This is a genomic window from Achromobacter sp. JUb104 (genome assembly GCF_024806975.1).
In the GTDB taxonomy this organism is placed as follows: Bacteria; Pseudomonadota; Gammaproteobacteria; order Burkholderiales; family Burkholderiaceae_B; genus Achromobacter; species Achromobacter spanius.
In genome coordinates, this window is the sequence record NZ_JANUEY010000001.1 from 1,930,324 (window position 1) to 1,949,531 (window position 19,208).

General features: G+C 64.6%; 17 protein-coding genes. 9 read left to right on the forward strand and 8 right to left on the reverse strand.

What is annotated here, in order from left to right; genetic code table 11:
• Window positions 1-290 precede the first annotated feature (290 nt).
• Both M2361_RS08675 and M2361_RS08680 read left to right on the forward strand, forming a co-directional pair.
• The gene (locus M2361_RS08675) at window positions 291-1,277 is read left to right on the forward strand and encodes a tripartite tricarboxylate transporter substrate binding protein (protein WP_259248013.1); all 987 of its coding nucleotides are present in this window, start codon (window positions 291-293) and stop codon (window positions 1,275-1,277) included.
• Window positions 1,278-1,683: 406 nt separating this feature from the next.
• Window positions 1,684-2,697, forward strand: a complete 1,014-nt coding sequence (locus tag M2361_RS08680; RefSeq protein WP_259248014.1) for a FapA family protein — start codon at window positions 1,684-1,686, stop codon at window positions 2,695-2,697.
• Here the strand turns inward: M2361_RS08680 and M2361_RS08685 are convergent.
• The 4 genes from M2361_RS08685 to M2361_RS08700 form a co-directional block, all read right to left on the reverse strand.
• A complete protein-coding gene (locus M2361_RS08685; protein ID WP_259248016.1) occupies window positions 2,678-3,559 on the reverse strand; it encodes a DMT family transporter in 882 nt (293 codons plus the stop codon). The two genes, M2361_RS08680 and M2361_RS08685, sit on opposite strands and share 20 nt — an antisense overlap.
• A 438-nt stretch (window positions 3,560-3,997) precedes the next feature.
• Complete coding sequence (locus tag M2361_RS08690; RefSeq protein WP_259248018.1) at window positions 3,998-6,625, reverse strand: AAA family ATPase; 2,628 nt, start codon at window positions 6,623-6,625, stop codon at window positions 3,998-4,000.
• Entirely contained in the window at window positions 6,622-7,746 is a 1,125-nt protein-coding gene (locus M2361_RS08695; RefSeq protein ID WP_259248019.1) for a DNA repair exonuclease, read from the reverse strand. The genes M2361_RS08690 and M2361_RS08695 overlap by 4 nt, the downstream gene beginning before the upstream one ends.
• A 75-nt stretch (window positions 7,747-7,821) precedes the next feature.
• Window positions 7,822-9,123 (reverse strand): D-amino acid dehydrogenase, encoded by a 1,302-nt coding sequence (locus tag M2361_RS08700; protein WP_259248020.1) that lies wholly within the window; start codon window positions 9,121-9,123, stop codon window positions 7,822-7,824.
• A gap of 134 nt (window positions 9,124-9,257) precedes the next feature.
• On the opposite strand from M2361_RS08700, the gene M2361_RS08705 reads away from it, so the two are divergent.
• From M2361_RS08705 to M2361_RS08725, 5 genes are all read left to right on the forward strand, one after another.
• Window positions 9,258-9,725 (forward strand): winged helix-turn-helix transcriptional regulator, encoded by a 468-nt coding sequence (locus M2361_RS08705; protein WP_050446963.1) that lies wholly within the window; start codon window positions 9,258-9,260, stop codon window positions 9,723-9,725.
• 139 nt (window positions 9,726-9,864) lie between these two features.
• Complete coding sequence (locus M2361_RS08710; RefSeq protein WP_259248022.1) at window positions 9,865-10,542, forward strand: DUF502 domain-containing protein; 678 nt, start codon at window positions 9,865-9,867, stop codon at window positions 10,540-10,542.
• Window positions 10,543-10,575: 33 nt separating this feature from the next.
• On the forward strand, window positions 10,576-10,803 hold the full coding sequence (locus M2361_RS08715) for an RNA-binding S4 domain-containing protein (protein WP_100855956.1): 228 nt from the start codon (window positions 10,576-10,578) through the stop codon (window positions 10,801-10,803).
• Window positions 10,800-11,375: a restriction endonuclease gene (locus M2361_RS08720; RefSeq protein WP_100855957.1), complete on the forward strand. Its 576-nt coding sequence runs from the start codon at window positions 10,800-10,802 to the stop codon at window positions 11,373-11,375. Before M2361_RS08715 ends, M2361_RS08720 begins: the two co-directional genes overlap by 4 nt.
• A 44-nt stretch (window positions 11,376-11,419) precedes the next feature.
• Window positions 11,420-11,809, forward strand: coding sequence for a DUF2784 domain-containing protein (locus tag M2361_RS08725; RefSeq protein WP_259248025.1), 390 nt, complete (start codon window positions 11,420-11,422; stop codon window positions 11,807-11,809).
• Window positions 11,810-11,956: 147 nt separating this feature from the next.
• Here the strand turns inward: M2361_RS08725 and M2361_RS08730 are convergent, their stop codons facing one another.
• Window positions 11,957-13,084, reverse strand: coding sequence for an acyl-CoA dehydrogenase family protein (locus M2361_RS08730; protein ID WP_259248032.1), 1,128 nt, complete (start codon window positions 13,082-13,084; stop codon window positions 11,957-11,959).
• A gap of 232 nt (window positions 13,085-13,316) precedes the next feature.
• Here M2361_RS08730 and M2361_RS08735 point away from each other — a divergent pair, with 232 nt between their 5' ends.
• Window positions 13,317-14,219 (forward strand): NAD(P)/FAD-dependent oxidoreductase, encoded by a 903-nt coding sequence (locus tag M2361_RS08735; protein WP_259248034.1) that lies wholly within the window; start codon window positions 13,317-13,319, stop codon window positions 14,217-14,219.
• A gap of 688 nt (window positions 14,220-14,907) precedes the next feature.
• Here the strand turns inward: M2361_RS08735 and M2361_RS08740 are convergent.
• Window positions 14,908-16,392: a serine aminopeptidase domain-containing protein gene (locus tag M2361_RS08740; protein ID WP_259248036.1), complete on the reverse strand. Its 1,485-nt coding sequence runs from the start codon at window positions 16,390-16,392 to the stop codon at window positions 14,908-14,910.
• On the opposite strand from M2361_RS08740, the gene M2361_RS08745 reads away from it, so the two are divergent.
• A complete protein-coding gene (locus M2361_RS08745; protein ID WP_259248038.1) occupies window positions 16,369-16,938 on the forward strand; it encodes an arylsulfatase in 570 nt (189 codons plus the stop codon). The genes M2361_RS08740 and M2361_RS08745 overlap by 24 nt on opposite strands.
• Before the next feature lie 109 nt (window positions 16,939-17,047).
• On the opposite strand, the gene M2361_RS08750 is transcribed toward M2361_RS08745, so the two are convergent.
• The gene (locus M2361_RS08750; protein ID WP_100855961.1) at window positions 17,048-18,778 is read right to left on the reverse strand and encodes an ABC transporter substrate-binding protein; all 1,731 of its coding nucleotides are present in this window, start codon (window positions 18,776-18,778) and stop codon (window positions 17,048-17,050) included.
• Window positions 18,779-18,898: 120 nt separating this feature from the next.
• Entirely contained in the window at window positions 18,899-19,207 is a 309-nt protein-coding gene (locus tag M2361_RS08755) for a DUF2160 domain-containing protein (protein WP_100855962.1), read from the reverse strand.
• Window position 19,208: the final 1 nt, after the last annotated feature.

Genomic DNA, 19,208 nt, shown 5'->3' on the forward strand with positions numbered 1-19,208 from the left:
ACGGCAAGATGACTGCGCAATGATTGCGCATTGAAAGGCGATCTCGACAAGTTCATGTGGTTGTCATACATGAGTTTTTTGCCTATCTGACGTCAATTTCGCGCAACACCCAACACCCGAAAAATATTTTCATGACTAGCAGGGAGAAATCCCGAGTTGACCCTAGGGGGATTCCTGTGTGGAATTGCGCCCACGAAGCCGCGACCAAGCCCGTACCCGAGGCAAAGCGCGCTTTACCGACGCCGGCCCAAGAAGCCGGTCGGCTCGGAACAACAATATGGAGAAGACTCTTGACCGTGCTGTCACATGCCAAGGCCATTCTGGCCGCCGCCATCGCAGGCGTCTGCTTTAGTTCCGCGGCCCAGGCCGCCGACCCCTACCCCAACAAACCCATCCGCCTGATTGTTCCGTTTGCCGCCGGCGGCACCACCGACATCGTTGCCCGCATCGTGTCCGAAGGGCTGGGCCGCGAGCTGGGCCAAGCCGTCGTGGTGGAAAACCGGGGCGGCGGCGGCGGGTCCATCGGCGCGGACGCCGTTGCGCGCGCCACCCCCGACGGTTACACGCTGGGCGTCGCCACCGTCAGCACCATGGCCACCAACCCGGCCACCAACCCCAAGAACCCTTACGACCCGCTCAAGGACTTCGTGCCCATCACCAACCTGGTGAACGTGCCGAACGTGCTGACCGTGAACCCGTCGGTGCCGGCCAAGAACCTGGCGGAATTCATCGCCTTGCTGAAGGCGAACCCGGGCAAGTACGCCTATGCCTCGTCCGGCGCGGGCGGCATCGGCCACCTGGACGGCGAACTCTTCAAGTCCCTGACCAAGACCGACATGGTGCACGTGCCCTATCGTGGCTCGGGCCCGGCGCTCAATGATGTGATCGCGGGCCAGGTCAACGCCCAGTTCGACAACCTGCCGTCGTCCATGCCGCACATTCAGGCCGGCAAGCTGCGCGCCCTGGCCGTGGCCGCCCCCAAGCGCCTGCCCACCCTGCCGGATGTGCCGACGTTCAAGGAAGCCGGCTTGCCGGAGATGGACAACATGGCCTGGTACGGGCTGGTGGCCCCGGCCGGCACGCCGAAAGCCGTGGTTGACCGCGTGTACGAGGCGGCCGTCAAGACGCTGAAGGACCCGAAGGTTGTCCAGCGTCTGGCCGACGGCGGCTCGCTGGTGGACGGCAACACGCCCGCCCAGTACGCCGAACAGATCAAGCGCGAACTGGAGCTGCGCCAACGCATCGCCAAGGAACGCAATATCGTGTCGACGAACTGATCACGTCGCCGCGCATGGCTGCCCCCGAAACGGGGACAGCTTGCCGACTTGACTAGTGATGCCCGGGTGTTAGCATCTGCCCCCGTGCGATCCCATTTTTCTCCCCTCCTCCCCGCTGCTTGCGTTCTCTGCGCCCTGCGCTCGACCTTGTTGAGCTCGCAGGAAGTCGCCGCGCGTTCCGCTTACGCGCGCTCCAAGCCCGGCTGATCGCCCGGCTTTCCCGCTTCCCCAATTTCTGATTCCGGCCTGCTGCCGGCGGCCTGAGCACATCCGTGCTTGTCCGCGGCGCCTGGCTGGCGAACGCCCTGCCGCGTGGCCGGGTACGTCCGTCGATCCCCCTTTGGAATCTACGCTGCTTGCCGGATGGCCGGCGGCTTGGCCACGCACTGATCTTCATTCCAGCGCCATGCAACTTACCAAGAAATTCGTCAAAGCCAAGAACCCCTGCGCGGGCGGCTACAAATGGTTCATCCGCGACCACAACGGCCAGGGGGATTACCAAGCCGTGCTTGACGCCCTGGTCGCCGACGGCCGCGTCGGCGACGCCAACTGGCTGCTGGATCAGTTTGGCCCGACCGACGCGGTGCTCAGGCTGGACTCGCTTGACGCCAATGCCATCGTCTTCGCGGGCACGCTGGAAATTCGCATGGGTATCAATGTGGACACGGTGGTGCGCGCCGGGCGCAGCATCATCACGGGCGGGGGCATCCGCGCCGGCGAAACCATCATGGCGGGCGAAAACATCACGGCCGCCGCCAACATCGCCAGCGGCGGCGAGATCCACGCGGGCGGCGACATCAGCGCGGACTGGGGCATCGAGTCGGCCTCGCGCCTGGAGTGCCGTGGCAACGTGCGCGCCAAATGGGACATCTGCGCGGGCCAGGACCTGGCCGTCACCGGCCACTTGCATGCAGGCCAGGACGTGCGGGCGCAAGGCGCCATCCAATGCGGCCAAGGCATCAAGGCGGGCGGCGATGTGCGCGCCGACAACGCCATCAGCGCCACCTCCGGCATTCAGGCCGGTGGCGCCATCCAATGCGGCGACCATCTGGCCTCGGGCTGGGGCATGATCGCCGGGGGAGACATCCGAGCAGACGGCTCCATCCGCGCCGGTGAAGGCGTGAAAGCGGACGGCGTGATCCAGGCCGGCGACGGCCACGGGGTCTACGCCGGACTGAGCGTCAGGTTGGACGCCTGGTCCGTTTGCGCCCGAGTCGTTGCGCGATCGCGGCCTGCCCAATTGGTCAGCGGGCACTGGGCTGGCCCCAGCACCGTGGCCGACGGCGACGTTGATGCTGACGGCGAGGTCGATGCTGACGGCAACGTAGACGCAGACAGCAGCGACATTGCAGGCAGCACTGCCAACGCGGGCAGCACCCGCCAGGCGAGGCCCCTGCCGGTCAGCCCCGCCTTGGCGTAACCGCAGGGGCTTGATGCCGCAACACCAGCATCAAGCCCAGCAGGATCGCGCCCATGCCGGCAAGGCTAAGCCCCGACAGGCGGTTGCCCAGCACCAGGTAATCCAGGGCTGCCGTGCCGGCCGGCACCAGATAGAACAGGCTGGTGACGTTGACCAAGTTGCCGGCCTGGATCATGCGGTAGAACAGCAGCGTGGCGCCGATAGAAATCACCAGCCCCATCCAGACCAAGGGCAAGATCAGGCCGATGCTCCATTGCGCTGCTATCGGCTGGAACGGCGCCAGCAACAGGCACAGCGCCAGGCTTACCGCGTACTGCAAGGGCATGACATCCAACGGCGCCTGTGTGACGCGCTTTTGCAGGATGGCCCCCGCCGTCATGCTGGCCAGGGCCGCAAACGCGAACGCCATGCCGGCTACTGAGAAGCGCGCCATGCCGATGCTTTGATACACCACCATGACCAGGCCCGCCAACGCCAGCAGCAGGCCGGCGATGCGCGCCGGTTCATAACGCCGTTCCATCAGCGCCAAGGTCAGGATGGGCTGCGCCCCCAGCAAGGTGGCCAGCACGCCCGGCGTAATGCCGTGGTCCAGAGCGAGCAAGTAGCAGATGGAATAGACGCCGATCAGCAACAGGCCGGTTGCCGCGACCATCGCGCGCGTGCCCGGCGCGGGCAACCAGCGCTTGCGGTGGATGCAAATCAGCAAGAGCACCGACAACGCCAGAAGGAAACGGAGCAGCAAGAAGCCAAAGGCCGACGCATGCGACAGCCCCCATTTGGCGAAGATTGCGCCGGCGCTCCACAGCAGCACGAACAAGGTTGTGGACCCGTAAGCGGCCCACGAGATGCGATTCGAAAACATGAGATTTCACCTGTCAGGGTATGCACAGGCTCCAGACCGATAGCCGATAGCCGACGGCCGACAAGCCCGCACGCGCATGGCGCACGTCTGTCGCACACGGAAGGACTATCTATGAACGGGAGCTGGAGCCGGGAATGGTGGGTCGGCGATCAGCCGATCACGACCACGGCGGGCGGGTTCGCGCCACGGACCCCGCCGACGGGCGGCGAGACGGGCGGCGACATCACCGCAGAGAAGACAGGAGAAACGACGGGAGAGTTGGCAGAACAAATGCCGCCAGCAGAAAGCGCAGGGGAAAAAACGCGGCCCGTCACTCGCGCCGAGCCTCGGCGCATGCCGTCGGCCGCTGCGGCTGCGGCGGCAAGGGCAAGGCTGGCGAGGGGCGTGAAATCGGGCATCCGCAAAGACTACCGACCGCCCCTTTTCCCGTCAAGAACCTTAAGCGCCGATGCGCCGCTGTTCCACGCCCATGTCGCGCCAGGCGTCGCCATGGCAGGTGAACATCAGGATCTGGTGGCGCGTTGCCGCGTCGAACAAGGCGCGCTTCATGAAGTCGCGCCGGGCGTCGTCGGTGTGCACCAGTGCGTCGTCCAGCAACAGCAAGGTGGGCCGTCCGGCCTCGCTCAGCAGATCCGCATACGCAAAACGGGCCAAGATGCCGAGTTGCTCGCGCGTGCCGAAACTAAGCGCATCCAGCAAGTCTTCGCCCTCGGCGCGGCGCAGCGCGGTGGGCAGCAAGGCCTCGTCCAGCCGCAGCGCGGCGTCGGGAAACAGCAATGCCAGGTAGTGGTTCAAGCGGCGAGCCAGTGGCGCCTGCAAGCGTTGCGTGGCGGCTGCGCGCTTGTCGGTCAGCAGCTTTTGCAGCAAGTCCAGCGCGGCCGCGCGGCGCGATAGCTCATCACGGCGACGCGCCAGCCGTTCGCATGCCGCGGTGGCTTCCGACAGGCGTTCGCCCAAGCCCTGCGCGCCGGCTTGATCCAGCTTGCCCTGCAATTGAAGGATGTCGCCATGCCGCTTGTGTTGCGCCTCGCGCTCAATGGCCGCTGACTTTTCATAGCGTTGGACATCTTGCTCGGCCAGTTCGGGCCGGTGTTCCGCCAGCGCGGCTTGCGCCTCGCGCACCCGACGGTCCAGGTCGTCGTGTGCGCTGCGCACTTCGGCCAGGCGGCCGGCGCGTGCCTGCCGCTGCGCGGCGCGTTCGGCGGATTGCATATCCGCCGCGCGTGCCGCCGCCTGCCCTTCCAGCAGTTGCGCTCGCGCCAAGTCCGCATCCAGCGCACGCTGAGTTGCCGCCAGCGATGCGTCGGCCTGCGCGGCCACCGCCGTGGCTTCGCGCAATGCCTGGGTGGCGGCAGACAGGTCGTCTTCACCCGCTAGCCCCGCAGCGGGCAGCTTGGCCAGCCGCTCTTGCAACGGCACGCGGCGGGCCAGGGCCTCGTCGCGCTGCCCGCGTAATACATCCAGCCCTTTGGGCGCATGGATGGCCAGCGTCTTGCGCATGCTATCAAGCTCGCGCTGCAACGCCGTATAGCGCGCATGGCGCTGCTCGGCATCGGCCAGCGTTGACACGCCCAGCCGTTCCAGCAAGGCTGCCCACGCCGCTTGCAGGCCGACTAGCTCGCGTTGCAGTGCGGGTAGATCCTGGCCGCCCGGCTCAATCCGGAACCGGCCCACGCCGGGCAGTTCAAGGTTGGCGGCGGACGTCAGCAACACCTGGTCGGCGCCGGTAAGCGCCCGGCCATCCAACGTTGCCTGGTGCCCTGGCTCAAGCTGGTACGACAAGCGTGTTGCGATGGCTTGCTGGCGCAGTTGCAGATTGGCCAGTTCACGTTCGGCCTTGCGCAGTGCGTCGATGTCGCCGTCGGCGATTTCAATGCGCAGCGCTTCGCTCTTCAGTGTTGAGCCCTGTTCGATCAGTACGGTGACGGCTTTGAGCGCATCGTCCAGCCGTTCGACTTCGGCGTTCAACTGGGCCAGTTGGTGCTCGAGGTCGCGGCGGTCGGTTACGGCCTGCACGGCGGCCACCCGCAAGCGGGCTGCGTCGACCGCGGCGGCATGCGCCTGCTGTTGTTGCTGCGCGCGAGCCAACGGTGCTTGCGCCGCGTCCACCCGAGCGCGCGCGCCCTGCGCTTCCTGCACCAGCGCCTGGTAATCGGCTTCGTCTTGTTGATCGCGACGCACCTGGTCTTGCAGCAAGGCCAGCGTTTGCGCGGCTTGCGCCTGTTCGCGGCGCAGACCGTCAAGTGCCTCGCGTTGTTTCGCCACCGCCGCCAGCCGCGCGCGTGCTTCAGCGGCCTTGGCCTCGAAGTCTTTCCAGGGTTCGTTGGCCTGGGCGCGTTCGTGCTCGCGGCGCAGTTCGGCCAGGCGGTCCACGTCGGCGTTCAACTGCGCCATGGCTTGCGCGCAATCGTCGCGTTCGGTGGTGGCGCGCGCCAGGGCGTCTTCGGCGTCTTTATAGATGCCCTTGGGGCGGCCGTTGCGCGCATCCAGCAAGGCGGCGCGTTCGGCTGACACGCGCTCAAACAGGCGGTCGCCATCGCTTGAGGCCAGCTCGCCGGACAACTGCGTCAGCGCATCGCGCAAATGCGTGCCGGCGTAAGACGCCGCCGCTTGCAGATTGTGGCCGTCACCTTGCTGAATCCACAACAAGCCGGGGATGCCGGCCAGGTCTGGCTTGCTTTGCCCACGGCCCGGCAGTTCAAAGCCCAACAAAGCGGCCAGCGCGTTTTCGGCTTCTTCGCCATCCAGGCGCTGCGCGCCGTCGTCGATCAGCAATTCACAACGGGCGCGCGACAGGAATTGCTTTTTCAAGACATAGGTATGGCCGGCATGCGCGAACGACAGCTCCACGCTGGGCCGCGCGCCAGACTCGCCATGCGGCGCCAAGTCCGCGACCTTGCTGGTGCTGTAGCGTTCAAGAAAGGCCGCGCGTATGGCGGCGGCAACGGTGCTTTTTCCGGCCTCGTTCGCGCCCACGAACAGGTTCAAGCCGTCTTGCAGGCCGTCCAGCACCAAGGGTTGGCGAAACTTGCGGAACTCTTCAAGCGCAATTTTTGACAGCTTCATTTGACGGCCCCCATGGCGCTTTCGCGCTGGAACCGCAATAACAAGCGCAAGGCCTCACCTGCCACCGCGGCCTGCTCGCCATCGCCTTGCATGCTTTGCAATTGCGCGGCCACGTCGCCCACGTAGCCGCTGGCGCCCAGTTCGGCCAGATCAGCCTGGTCAGGCTCCAGCCGCAAGCCGGACAGGTCGGGCAGCAAGGCACGCACCTGCGCGGCGGCCTGGTCCACGGCGCGTTGCAGCGCGTCCCAGGTTTCCATATTGACGTGGCCTTGCACGTCCAGCCGCAACACATCGTCAGCGCGCAAGGCCGCCAGGCGTTCGGCCAGCGCTTGGGCGTCAGTGGGCAGGCTGATGGTTTCTGCCCAGGCCGACCAGCGGTACTTGCCGATGGCGATACGTTCGACCACAGGCGTGGCCCCCGGCGCATCGATGTGCACGTCCAGCACGTAGCCCGGCTCGTTGCCGCGAAAGCGATCCTGCTCGGGCGTGCCGGCGTACCAAGTGTGTGCGTCGATGGACAGGCAGCCGTGCCAATCGCCCAGCGCCAGGTAGTCCAGGCGGGCACGGGCGGCGCGGTCGGGCGCGATGGGGTTGGTGGAGTCGATGGTGTCGGGCAAGCGGCCCGCCACGCTGCCGTGGGCCAGGCCCACTCGCACGCGGCCGGCTTCGGTGTCCAGCGTGTCGAAGGACTGTGTCACGTCGTCGTAGGTATGGCGTTGGGTCAGCGGCGCGGCCAGCACGGCCAGGTTGATGGCGGGCAAGTCCACCACGCCGATGCGCGTCGGCACGTGTACGTTGGCGGGAATGCAGTCCAACTGCGCGGCGCGGCTCCAGACGCTGTCGGCCAAGGCGGCGTCGTGGTTGCCGGCAATCATGACCCAAGGGCCGGCATAGGCAGCCATGGCGGCGAAGAGCCGGCGGATGCTGCGGTCGGACACGCCTTGCGTATCGAAGACGTCGCCCGCCACCAGCACGGCATCCACACGGCGTTCGGCGGCAAGCGCCGCGATACGCGCCACCACATCAAAGCGCGCCTCGGCCAGGATGGCGGCGTCGTCGGTTTCAAACTGGCCGTATTGACGGCCGATCTGCCAGTCGGCGGTATGCAGGAAATGAGTCATGCGCCGATTTTGGCATAAGCCGGCACCCGCCAAAGCGGCAGAGTGCCGAATCCGTCACGCCGACTCAGCGCCCGTTCAAGCGCCCTTGCCGTCCAACACCAAGGACGGGCTGGACGCCGCGCCGCGCTCGTAGCGCGAGATGCCCAGGCCGTCGGTGCGAATGGCGGGGCGCTGCCCCATCACCTGATCGGCCACCAGCTTGCCGGAGCCGCAAGCCATGGTCCAACCCAGCGTGCCGTGGCCGGTATTCAGGAACAGGTTGCCGTAACGGGTAGGCCCGACGATGGGCGTGCTGTCCGGCGTCATCGGGCGCAGGCCGGTCCAGAATTCAGCCTGGGCCACATGGCCGCTGTCGGGGAACAGGTCGTTGACGACCAGTTCCAGGGTCTTGCGGCGGGCGTCCTTCAAGCGCAGGTCGAAACCGGATAGTTCGGCCATGCCACCCACGCGGATGCGGTCGTCAAAGCGGGTGACGGCGATCTTGTAGGTTTCGTCCAGGATGGTGGAGACGGGCGCGGCGGCCTCGTCTTTCATGGGAATGGTCAGCGAATAGCCCTTGACCGGGTAAACCGGCAGATCCAGGCCTAGCGGTTCGAGCAGGCCGCGCGTGTAGCTGCCGAAGGCGGCCACGTAGCGGTCGGCCGTCAAGACTTCGTTGCCCACGCGCACGCCGGTGATCTGGCCGCCTGCCGTGTTCAAGCCGGAAACGGTCTGGTTGTAGCGGAAGTCCACGCCCAGCGCGGCGGCCATCTCGGCCAGCCGCGTGGTGAACAGGCGGCAGTCGCCGGTTTCGTCGTTGGGCAGGCGCAGGCCGCCGGCCAGCTTGTGGATCGAGCGCGCCAGGGCGGGCTCGGCCGTAACCAGGCGGTTGCGGTCCAGCAGTTCGTAGGGCACGCCCACTTCTTCCAGCACGGCGATGTCGCGGCGGGCGGCTTCCAACTGGGCGTCGGTGCGGAACAATTGCAAGGTGCCGCGCGTGCGCTCTTCATAATGAATGCCGGTGGACGCGCGCAGTTCGCGCAGGCAATCGCGGCTGTATTCGGCCAGGCGCAGCATGCGCTCTTTATTGACCGAATAGCGGTCGGCCGAGCAGTTGGCCAGCATGGCGGCCATCCACTTCAATTGGTACAGGCTGCCGTCCAGGCGTATCGCCAAGGGCGCGTGCTTCTTGAACAGCCACTTGATGGCTTTCAGCGGAATGCCGGGCGCGGCCCAGGGCGTGGAATAGCCCGGTGAGACCTGGCCGGCGTTGGCGTAGCTGGTTTCCTGGGCGGCGGCGGGCTGGCGGTCCAAGACCGTCACGCGGGCACCCTGACGGGCGAGATAATACGCGGTCGTGGTGCCGATAACGCCGCTGCCTAGGACGATTACATGCATGATTCTTTCCGTATTTGGATTTACTCAGTTATTTCGGTAGTCTATGACCCCAATCGCAGTGAAAAGCACTGATTATTTCCCTTTGGCAGCGCTTTTTCTGGGGCACCCCCTGTTTTCCGATCGGCAAAAGTGAAATGCGCGACCTAGACCGAATTGACCTGAAAATCCTGGAAATCCTGCAGCGCGAAGGCCGCATTTCCGTTACTGATCTGGCCGAGCGTGTCAGCTTGTCGGCCACCCCCTGTTCGGACCGGGTCAAACGGATGGAACGCGAAGGCGTCATCACGGGTTACCATGCGCGCGTCAATCCAGCAGCGTTGGGCAAAAACCTGCTGGTCTTTCTAGAGATCAAGCTATCGGCCAAATCCGGCGACGTGTTTGACAAGGTCAAGAAAGAGCTGCTGTACGTGCCCGAAGTGATGGAATGCCATCTGGTGTCTGGCGATTTCGATTACCTCGTCAAGGCCCGCCTGACGGAAATGAACGAATACCGCCGCCTGCTGGGCGAAATCCTGAAGCGCTTGCCCGCGTCGGCGGAGTCCCGCAGTTACATCGTCATGGAAGAAATCAAAGAAACCCTGTATCTGCCGGTGGATCGGTAGTTGGCACTTTGACCCTGGGCAAGTGCCCCATTGGATACGCGGTTTGTTACGGGCGCGCGCGCCCGCGGCTGCTATGCTGGCGGCCCTCTGACCCGTGCTGCCCAACCCTGGTCCGACCCCAATTCTTTAGTCCCTGCCTATGAATCGCCTCTATAAATATTTCTTCCGCGGCCTGATTACCGTGCTGCCGCTGGCCCTGACCCTCTACCTGCTTTACATCTTCCTGGCGTGGACGGAAGCCGTGGCGCTGACGTTCCTGCGCCCCTTCATCGGCGGCTTCTACGTGCCGGGCATGGGGCTGGCGCTGGGCATCCTGGGCATTCTGGCCATCGGCTATCTGGTGTCCAAGCAACGTGTGCAGAAATTCCTCACCGTGGTGGAAATGCCCTTCACCAACCTGCCGGTGGTCAAAAGCATTTATTCATCACTGAAGAGCTTTGCCGATTACTTTTCGCCCAGCTCCAAGAACACGGCGCAACAGGTCGTTATCCTGCGCGTGCCGGGCCAGCAGTTGGAACTGGTGGGCCTGGTGACCCGCCGCAGCATGGAAGGCTTGCCCGAGGGGTTTACGCAAGGCGACCGCGTGGCCGTCTACCTGCCCATGGGCTACATGATTGGCGGCTACACCGTATTTGTGCCGCAAGACTGGGTGCAGCCCATCCAGATGTCGGTCGAGGAAGCCATGCGTTCGTCGCTGATCGCCTGGATGGCGCGCGCCGAGAACAACAGCCGCCCCACGGCCCCGCCCGTGCCGGAGACGCCCGTGGCGCCCCCGCCGCCCCCGCCCGCCAACACGAATAGCGGCGACCCGGCCTGACCGGCTTTTCACCTATCCCTTTCCGCGCAACCCATGCCCATTATTGAATTCACGCTTGCCGAAGGCAGCCCCTATATTGAAATCAACCAGCTCTTGAAAGCCACCGGCGTCTGCGACAGCGGTGGCGCGGGCAAGATGATGGTGGCCGACGGCCAGGTCAGCGTGGGCGGCGTCATCGAAACCCGCAAGACCGCGAAGATCCGGGACGGCCAGATCGTCACTTGCGGCGACATCCGCATCGTTGTGCGAGCACCCCAATGAAACTCAAGATGGCCAAGAATTCCATCTTCGCGGTGCTGCTGCGCTCGCCGTGGTGGATGAGCGCGGGCGTGGCCGTGCTGCTTAGCGCCGGCGGTTTTGCCGCGCTGCCGCTGGAGTACGCGGCGATGGGCGTGTTCGCGGCGGTACCGTTCGCGGTCATCGCCATCATGGCGGCCTACAAGCAGTTGCGAGCACCGTCGGAAACGCGCGTGCAGGCCGTGGCCGAAGCCACCGCGGCCATGTCCTGGGCCGACTTCGCCAACACCGTTGAAGCCGGTTTCAAGCGCGATGGCTGCGAGGTCGAACGCCTGCAAACGCCCGGCGCCGACTTCGCCTTGAGCAAAGACGGCCACGTGGCGATCGTCAGCGCCAAGCGCTGGAAGGCCGCGCGCGTTGGCGTGGAGCCGCTGCGCGAACTGCAAGCCGTGCGTGAAAAGCGTGGCGCGCGCGAAGCCATCTACATCGCCCTGGGCGACGTGTCGGACAACGCCTGGAAATATGCCAAGGCACAAGGCGTGTCGCTGATGACGGCGCCGGAACTGGCCAAGCTGCTGCGCGACCTGAAGGTCTGAGCCGGCTTGCCCGTCGTGCCTTTGCGTTCCCTCCGGATATTCCAATGACTTACCGCATTCTTGCCGACCTGGTACTTGTCGTGCACGGGCTTTTTGTTGCCTTCGTGGTGTTCGGCGGGCTGCTGGCGCTGTGGCGACCGCGCATGGCCTACTGGCATCTGCCGGCGCTGGTGTGGGGCGCGGTCGTGGTCGGCATGGGCTGGATCTGCCCCCTGACCCCGCTGGAAGTGTCGCTGCGCCAACAGGCGGGGCAACAAGGCTACGCGGGCGGCTTCATCGAACATTATTTGCTGGGCATCATCTACCCCGATGGCATCACCCGGACCACGCAAATGGTGCTGGCCGCGCTGTTGATTGTCGGCAATATCGTGGTGTATGCCCTGTGGGCGCGCCGACGCCGGCGTGCGCGGCGCGAGGCGCCGCACCGCCGGTAGGCGTATGGGCAAGGTCTGAGACCCAAGCCTGGGGATGGGGTTTGCGAATCTGGGACTTGTGAATCCGGGGTTTGCAAGTCAGTGGCTTGCAAAGCTGGCGCTTAGAGAACCTTGGCTTGCAAATCCGCGGATTACGCGCGACGCGGATTACAAACCCCGCGCGATCACCAGCCGCTGGATGTCGCTGGTGCCTTCGTAGATCTGGCACACGCGCACGTCGCGGTAAATGCGTTCGACCGGGAAGTCTTTCAGATAGCCGTATCCGCCCAAGGTCTGGATGGCGGCCGAACACACTTTCTCGGCCATTTCGGATGCGAACAGCTTGGCCATGGACGCTTCCATCAGCGCCGGTTTGCCGGCTTCGCGCAGCGCCGCCGCATGCAGCACCATCTGGCGCGCGGCATGGATCTGCGTCGCCATGTCGGCCAGGCGGAACGCCACGGCCTGATGTTCCATGATGGGCTTGCCGAAGGCCTGGCGATCACGCGCGTAATCGCGCGCGCATTCAAAGGCGGCCCGCGCCATGCCCACCGATTGCGACGCGATACCGATGCGCCCGCCCTCCAGGTTGGCCAACGCAATCTTGTAGCCCTGCCCTTCCTCGCCCAGCCGGTAAGCGGCGGGAATGCGCATGTCTTCAAACGCGATCTGGCAGGTGTCCGACGCATGCTGGCCCAGCTTGTCCTCCACCCGCAGCACTTGGTAGCCCGGGGTGTCGGTCGGCACGATGAAGGCCGAGATGCCGCGCTTGCCGGCGTCGGGGTCGGTGACCGCGAAGACGATCACGGTCTGGCCGCTCTTGCCTGATGTGATGAATTGCTTTGCGCCGTTCAAGACGTAGTCGTCGCCGTCGCGGCGGGCGCGGGTGCGCAGGCTGCTGGCGTCCGAGCCCGCTTGTGGCTCGGTCAAGGCAAAGCCGCCGATGTGCTCGCCGCTTGCGAGCGGCCGCAGGAATTGCTCTTTCTGCGCGTCGTTGCCGAACTTCAGGATGGGCATGCAGGCGACCGAATTGTGCACGCTCATGATCGTGGAGCATGCGCCGCTGCCGGCCGCGATTTCCTCCAGCGCCACGGCGTACGACACGTAACCGCTGTCGTTGCCGTCCCATTCCTCGGGCACCAGCATGCCGAAGAAACCCAACTGCGCCATCTCTTGAATGGCGTCAGCGGGATAGTGGTGGTCACGGTCCCAGCGCTCGGCGTTTGGGGCCAGGCGTTCCATGGCGAAACGGCGCGCCATCTCTTGGATACTGAGTTGCTCTTCGGTCAACAGCATGTTTTGTCTCCTGGGGTTGCCGGGGCTGGCGCTGGATGGGCGCCGCCCGCCTTGTTCTGTCGTGTCGCGTCGGGGTGTGGTCGCGGCACGGAAGTCGAGAATACACCGTCGACTACGGGTGCGCGGCAAGGCTTTTCGCATCATGAACTTTTTGACGTTGCATGAAAATAGACAATCGAATTATCATGCAACTTATCAAGTATCTTGATGAACAATGGAAAGGAGTTTGCGGATGAATTACGACGTGATCATTGTGGGCGGCAGCTTTGCCGGCCTGTCGGCTGCCATGCAACTGGCTCGCGCCAGAAGGCGCATCGTGTTGATCGATGGCGGACAGCCCCGCAACCGCTACGCTGCCCACTCGCACGGCTTTCTGGGCCAGGACGGCAAGACGCCGCATGACATCGTGCAGCAGGCCCGCGAACAATTGGCCCACTATCCCACCGTGACATTCCTGGATGGCGATGCCGTGGCCGCCAGCGGTTCAATCGGCCGCTTTGTAGTCACGATGGCGGACGGGCAGCAGGTGCAAGGCAAGCGGCTGATTTTGGCCACCGGGCTGCGCGACGAACTCCCCGCCCTGCCCGGCTTGAACGAGCGATGGGGCAAGACGGTCTTGCACTGCCCTTACTGCCATGGCTATGAAGTGGCCGGCAGCCCGTTGGGCGTGATGGCGGCGCATCCACTGTCGGCGCACCAGGCCATGCTGCTGCCGGACTGGGGGCCCACCACGTACTTCACGCAGGGCGAATTTGAACCGGATGAGGAACAGGCCGCCTTGATGGCCAAGCGCGGCGTGCGTATCGAACGCAGCCCTATCGTTGAACTGATGGGCACGACGCCCGGGTTGGTTGCGGTCAAGCTGGCCGACGGGCGGCGCATGGCAGTCCACGCGCTGTTCGTGGCCAGCAAGACGCACATGGCCAGCCCGCTGGCCGCGCAATTGGGTTGCGCGTTCAACGACGGCCCCCTGGGTCCATTGATTCGCGTGGATGATCTGCGGCAGACAAGCATTGAAGGCGTTTTCGCCGCGGGCGACGCCGCCATTCCCATGAGCAACGCCACGCTAGCCAGCGCATCCGGGGTGATGGCGGGCGTGTGCGCGCATCGTTCGCTGGTGATGGAATGTTCGTAGGATGGGTGTAGCGCGCGATACGTGGCGCAAGAACCCGGCCGAGGATCGCGCGTAACCCATCGCGCGGACGTTGTTGATGGGTTACGCGCGGCAGGCGCCAGTTTTCGCGGGCAGGCGGTGCCGCGCTTCACCCATCCTACGCATCGTGAATAGCACGCCGATCCCCGCCCGTAGGATGGGTGAAGCGCGCGATACGCGTCACAAGAACCCAGTTGAGGATCGCGCGCAACCCATCGCGCAGACGTGGCTAATGGGTTACGCGCGACAGGCGCCAGTTTTCGCGGGCAGACGATGCCGCGCTTCACCATCCTACGCATCGTGAATAGCACGCCGATCTCCGCCCATAGGATGGGTGAAGCGCGCGATACGCGTCACAAGAACCTAGCCGAGGATCGCGCGTAACCCATCGCGCGGAGATGGCTGATGGGTTACGCGCGACAGGCGCCAGTTTTCGCGGGCAGACGATGCCGCGCTTCACCCATCCTACGCATCGTGAATAGCACGCCGATCTCCGCCCGTAGGATGGGTGAAGCGCGCGATACGCGTCACAAGAACCTAGCCGAGGATCGCGCGTAACCCATCGCGCGGACGTGGCTGATGGGTTGCGCGCGGCAGGCGCCGGTTTTCGCGCGCAAGCGGTGCCGCGCTTCACCCATCCTACGCATCATGGACAGGAGGCCGGGGCGGGTCACCGGTTGGCGGGCGTCGGTGTCGGCGGGATCACGGTATCGCTGATGTGCGCCTTGAAGAACGCCGCCATGCGGGCGTTCCAGGCTTGATGGAATTGGCGGCGGTCGAAGCCGGGCGCGTCCTGGCAGATGTCGGCTTGCGCCTGGTCGGGCGGGCAAGGTGCCAGGAACGCGAAGTGGCCAGCGCCTGCCACCACCTGATAATTCGGAGCGTGGCCCCGGCCCTGATCCTTATCCTGGCTTTGATCCTGGCTTTGATCCTGGCTTTGATCCTGGGTCTGATCCTGGGTCTGATCCTGGGTCTGATCCTGGCTTTGCTCCTTATCCCTATCCTGGCTTTGATCCTGGCCCCCGCCCTCAACCTGCCCCCGCCCCAGCCCCAGCCTCACCGCTTCCACACCGGCCAGGGTTACACCGTCTCCGCCCAGCTCTGACGCCCAAAGCTGCACGGGGATCTTCACCGCTTGCAACGCATTGCCCGGAAAAGCATTCAGCGGGTCTGCAATGACCACCGCCTTGATGCGCGCATCCTGCACATAGGGCTGCTGAGGAATTTTCCCGGATGCGATATCGCGGCACATGGGAAGCGTCGGCGCGTCCTGGCAAGCCGCCAGGCCTGCCTGAAAATCTGGCTTGGCGCCCGCCAACACCAAGACGGTATACGCGCCGCGAGAAAAACCGAAGGCGCCGATCTTAGCGGCGTCCACGCGCGCTTGTTGTGGCCAGGCGGTGGTCATGTAGTCGATTACGCGTCGTATCTCACGCGGGCGCGTCGAGAAGATCGACAGATACCCTTGCCGCGAACGGTCCTGCGCGTTGTCGCCCACGTGGTTGATGGCGGCCACCACGAAGCCCGCATCCGCCAGCGCCGCGGCGGTGTCGTGATGGCTCAAGAATGAACCGGCCGACCCATGCGACATCACGATCAAGGGATGCCGACCTTCGGGCACGGCGCAGTTCAGGACGCCAGGGATGGTGTTGCCGCCCAGCTTGATCTCAGTCGCGGGCGCGGCGCACGGCGTCCAGATGCCGCCCGTGAGCGCCGGGCCGTTCATGTCCATGGGTATTGTTAGGCGCTGGAAGCCGGCAGCCTGGGCGGCGCCCGGCGCCAACACGCTGGCAAGTAGAACGGCAAGCGCGGGAGCCGTGGCGCAAACCGCACGCCAAAACGAACGACTATCCGAATCGCGGCTCGAATGCTGACTCGAATCGCGGCTCGAATGGTGGCTTGAATGGCAATGCGAATGGCAATGGGAATGCAGAGTCATGGTCGAACAGAGCATGGAAAAAAGCGGGGTACCGACAATACCGGTATCCGGACTGGTCTTGTTGCAGCGGCGGCGCGGTAGAACAATGCCCGCACACCGTAAATAACAGGATGGCTTCGGATGCGTATTTCGTTCTTGCACACCATTGATAGCAATCAGGCCGTATTTGAGCATGCGGCGGCCGACGCTGGCTTGAGCGCCACGCAGTTGCGCCACGACGTGCGCCCGGATCTTCGGGAGGCGGCTAGCCAAGGCTTGGCAACGGACGGCGCGTTGCGTGATCAGGTCAGCGACGCGGTACGGAATCTAGCGACCGATGCGGATGCCGTCATCGTCACCTGCGCCACGCTGGGCCCCATGGTGGATAGCATCCAGGATTGGCCGGTGCCGGTCATCCGCGCTGACGTCGCCTTGGCGACAGCGGCTGTGACCGCAAGCGCGGGCAAACCCATCGTAGTGCTGTGCGCGGTGGCGTCCACCGTGGATGCCAACCGGGCGCTGTTCGGACGCCATGCCCTGGCCAGCGGGGCATCGGTGGCGGTGCGGCTGGTGCCGAACGCCTGGACTTTGTTCCAGGCGGGCGATACGTCCGCGTGCTTGAAGGCCTGCGCACACGCGGCGCAAGAGGCGTTTGCGCAAGGCGCTGAAGTGGTGGCTTTCGCGCATCCGTGGATGGCAGCCGCCGGGGCTTTGGTAGAGGGCCAACGCCGGCCCCTGGATCCGGCGCGCGCCGCGTTGCACGCCGGCTTGCAGGCGCGCTAGGGAACCCGGTTAGCGAACCGGCAAGCACACTCCCTCGCCCATTCGCCAACGCCCACGGATAACCGATGCGGCTATCCGTGGGCTGCGCCCTGCCTGTTCACCCACCCCCCTACCGAACCTTGCCCTCCTTCCAGGCTGCCAGCAGTTGCTCATAGGGAATGGTCTCGCCCTTGGGCTTCTCGTTGGCCAGCTTCTTCCACGGCGCGTGCTGGTCCGACAGCCACTTGCTGGGGTTGCTCTTCGGGTTCAGCTTGGGCGCGCATTGCGCCATGCCTGCGCGCTCCAGCCGCGCCATCACCTGGTCCATCTCATTGGCCAGGCTGTCCATGGCGGCCTGCGGGGTTTTCTCACCCGTGACTGCCGTGGCCACGTTCTTCCACCACAACTGCGCCAGCTTCGGGTAATCCGGCACGTTGTTGCCGGTGGGCGTCCATGCCACGCGCGCCGGGCTGCGGTAGAACTCGATCAGCCCCCCGTAGTTGGCGGCGTTCTTGGTGAAGAACTCGCTGTTGATGTCGCTGTCGCGGATGAAAGTCAGGCCGGTGATGGATTTTTTCAGCGATACCGACTTCGACGTGACGAACTGCGCATACAGCCAGGCCGCGGCCATCTTGTCGGGGTTGGTGGACTTGAAGAACGTCCATGAACCCACGTCCTGGTAGCCGTTCTGCATGCCGTCCTTCCAGTACGGGCCATAGGGCGACGGCGCCATGCGCCATTTCGGCGTGCCGTCGTCGTTCACGACCGGCAGGCCCTTCTTGGTCATGTCGGCGGTAAACGCCGTGTACCAGAAGATCTGCTGGGCGATCTGGCCTTGGGCGGGCACCGGGCCGGATTCCGAAAACGTCATGCCCATGGCCTGCTGCGGCGAGTACTTCTTCATCCAGTCGATGTACTTCGTCAGCGCATAGACGGCGGCTGGGCTGTTGGTGGCGCCGCCGCGCGACACCGACGCGCCCACCGGCGTGCACTTGTCATCCGCCACGCGAATGCCCCATTCATCCACCGGCATGCCGTTAGGCAAGCCCTTGTCGGCCGCGCCGGCCATGGACAGCCACGCATCGGTAAAGCGCCAGCCCAGCGACGGGTCTTTCTTGCCGTAGTCCATGTGGCCATAGACCTTCTTGCCGTCGATTTCCTTGACGTCGTTCGAGAAGAAGTCGGCAATGTCTTCATAGGCGGACCAATTGGTGGGCACGCCCAGGTCATAGCCGTACTTGGCCTTGAACTTGTCTTTCAAATCTTGCCGGGCGAACCAGTCGGCGCGGAACCAATACACGTTGGCAAACTGCTGGTCGGGCAACTGGTACAGCTTACCGTCGGGTGCGGTGGTGAACTTGGTGCCGATGAAGTCCTTGATGTCCAGGTTGGGGTTGGTCCATTCCTTGCCCGCGCCGGCCATGTAGTCCGACAGCGGCAAAATGGCGCCGTAGCGGTAGTGGGTGCCGATCAGGTCGGAGTCCGAGATCCAGCCGTCGTAGATCGATTTGCCCGACTGCATCGACGTTTGCAGTTTCTCGACCACGTCGCCTTCCTGGATCAGGTCGTGATTGACCTTGATGCCGGTGATTTCACTGAACGCCTTGGCCAGCGTCTTGGATTCGTACTCGTGCGTGGTGATGGTTTCCGACACGACGTTGATTTCATTGACGCCCTTGGCCTTCAGCTTGGCCGCGGCGTCCATGAACCACTTCATCTCGGCCATCTGCTGGTCCTTGGACAGCGTGGAAGGCTGGAACTCGGAATCCACCCACTTCTTCGCCTCCGGCTCGCCGGCCCAAGCCCCTGATGTGCCGATCAGGGCGATAGCGGCCGCCATGGCGTGCATGCGCAATTTCATGACCTGTCTCCTCGAATACCCTTCCCCTTCTGTTCTGCTGCGGACCTCTGGCCGGGGAAGATGCGGGCCGCAGTCCTTCAAAACCATCCATCCCAACCTGCCCGGGGTCGACGCGCCCCTTCAGCCTTTTCTTATGATGAAAGCCAGCAACAGCATGGACGCCACGAAGCTGATCCATACCGATGGCGGCTCATCCAGTGACAGCCACTCCATCACCTTTTCGCCAAACCCCAGAAACGCCAGGTTGAGCCAGGCCGCGGCCATCAATCCAATAAACAGCCTGTCACCGCGCGTGGTGCGCAGCGGCAGAAATCCCTTGCGCTCGACCGTGGGCGATTTCAGTTCCCACACGGTCATGCCGATCAGCATCAACACGATGCAAGTGAAAAACACGGCAACCGGCGTGGTCCATACCATCCAACTGAACATG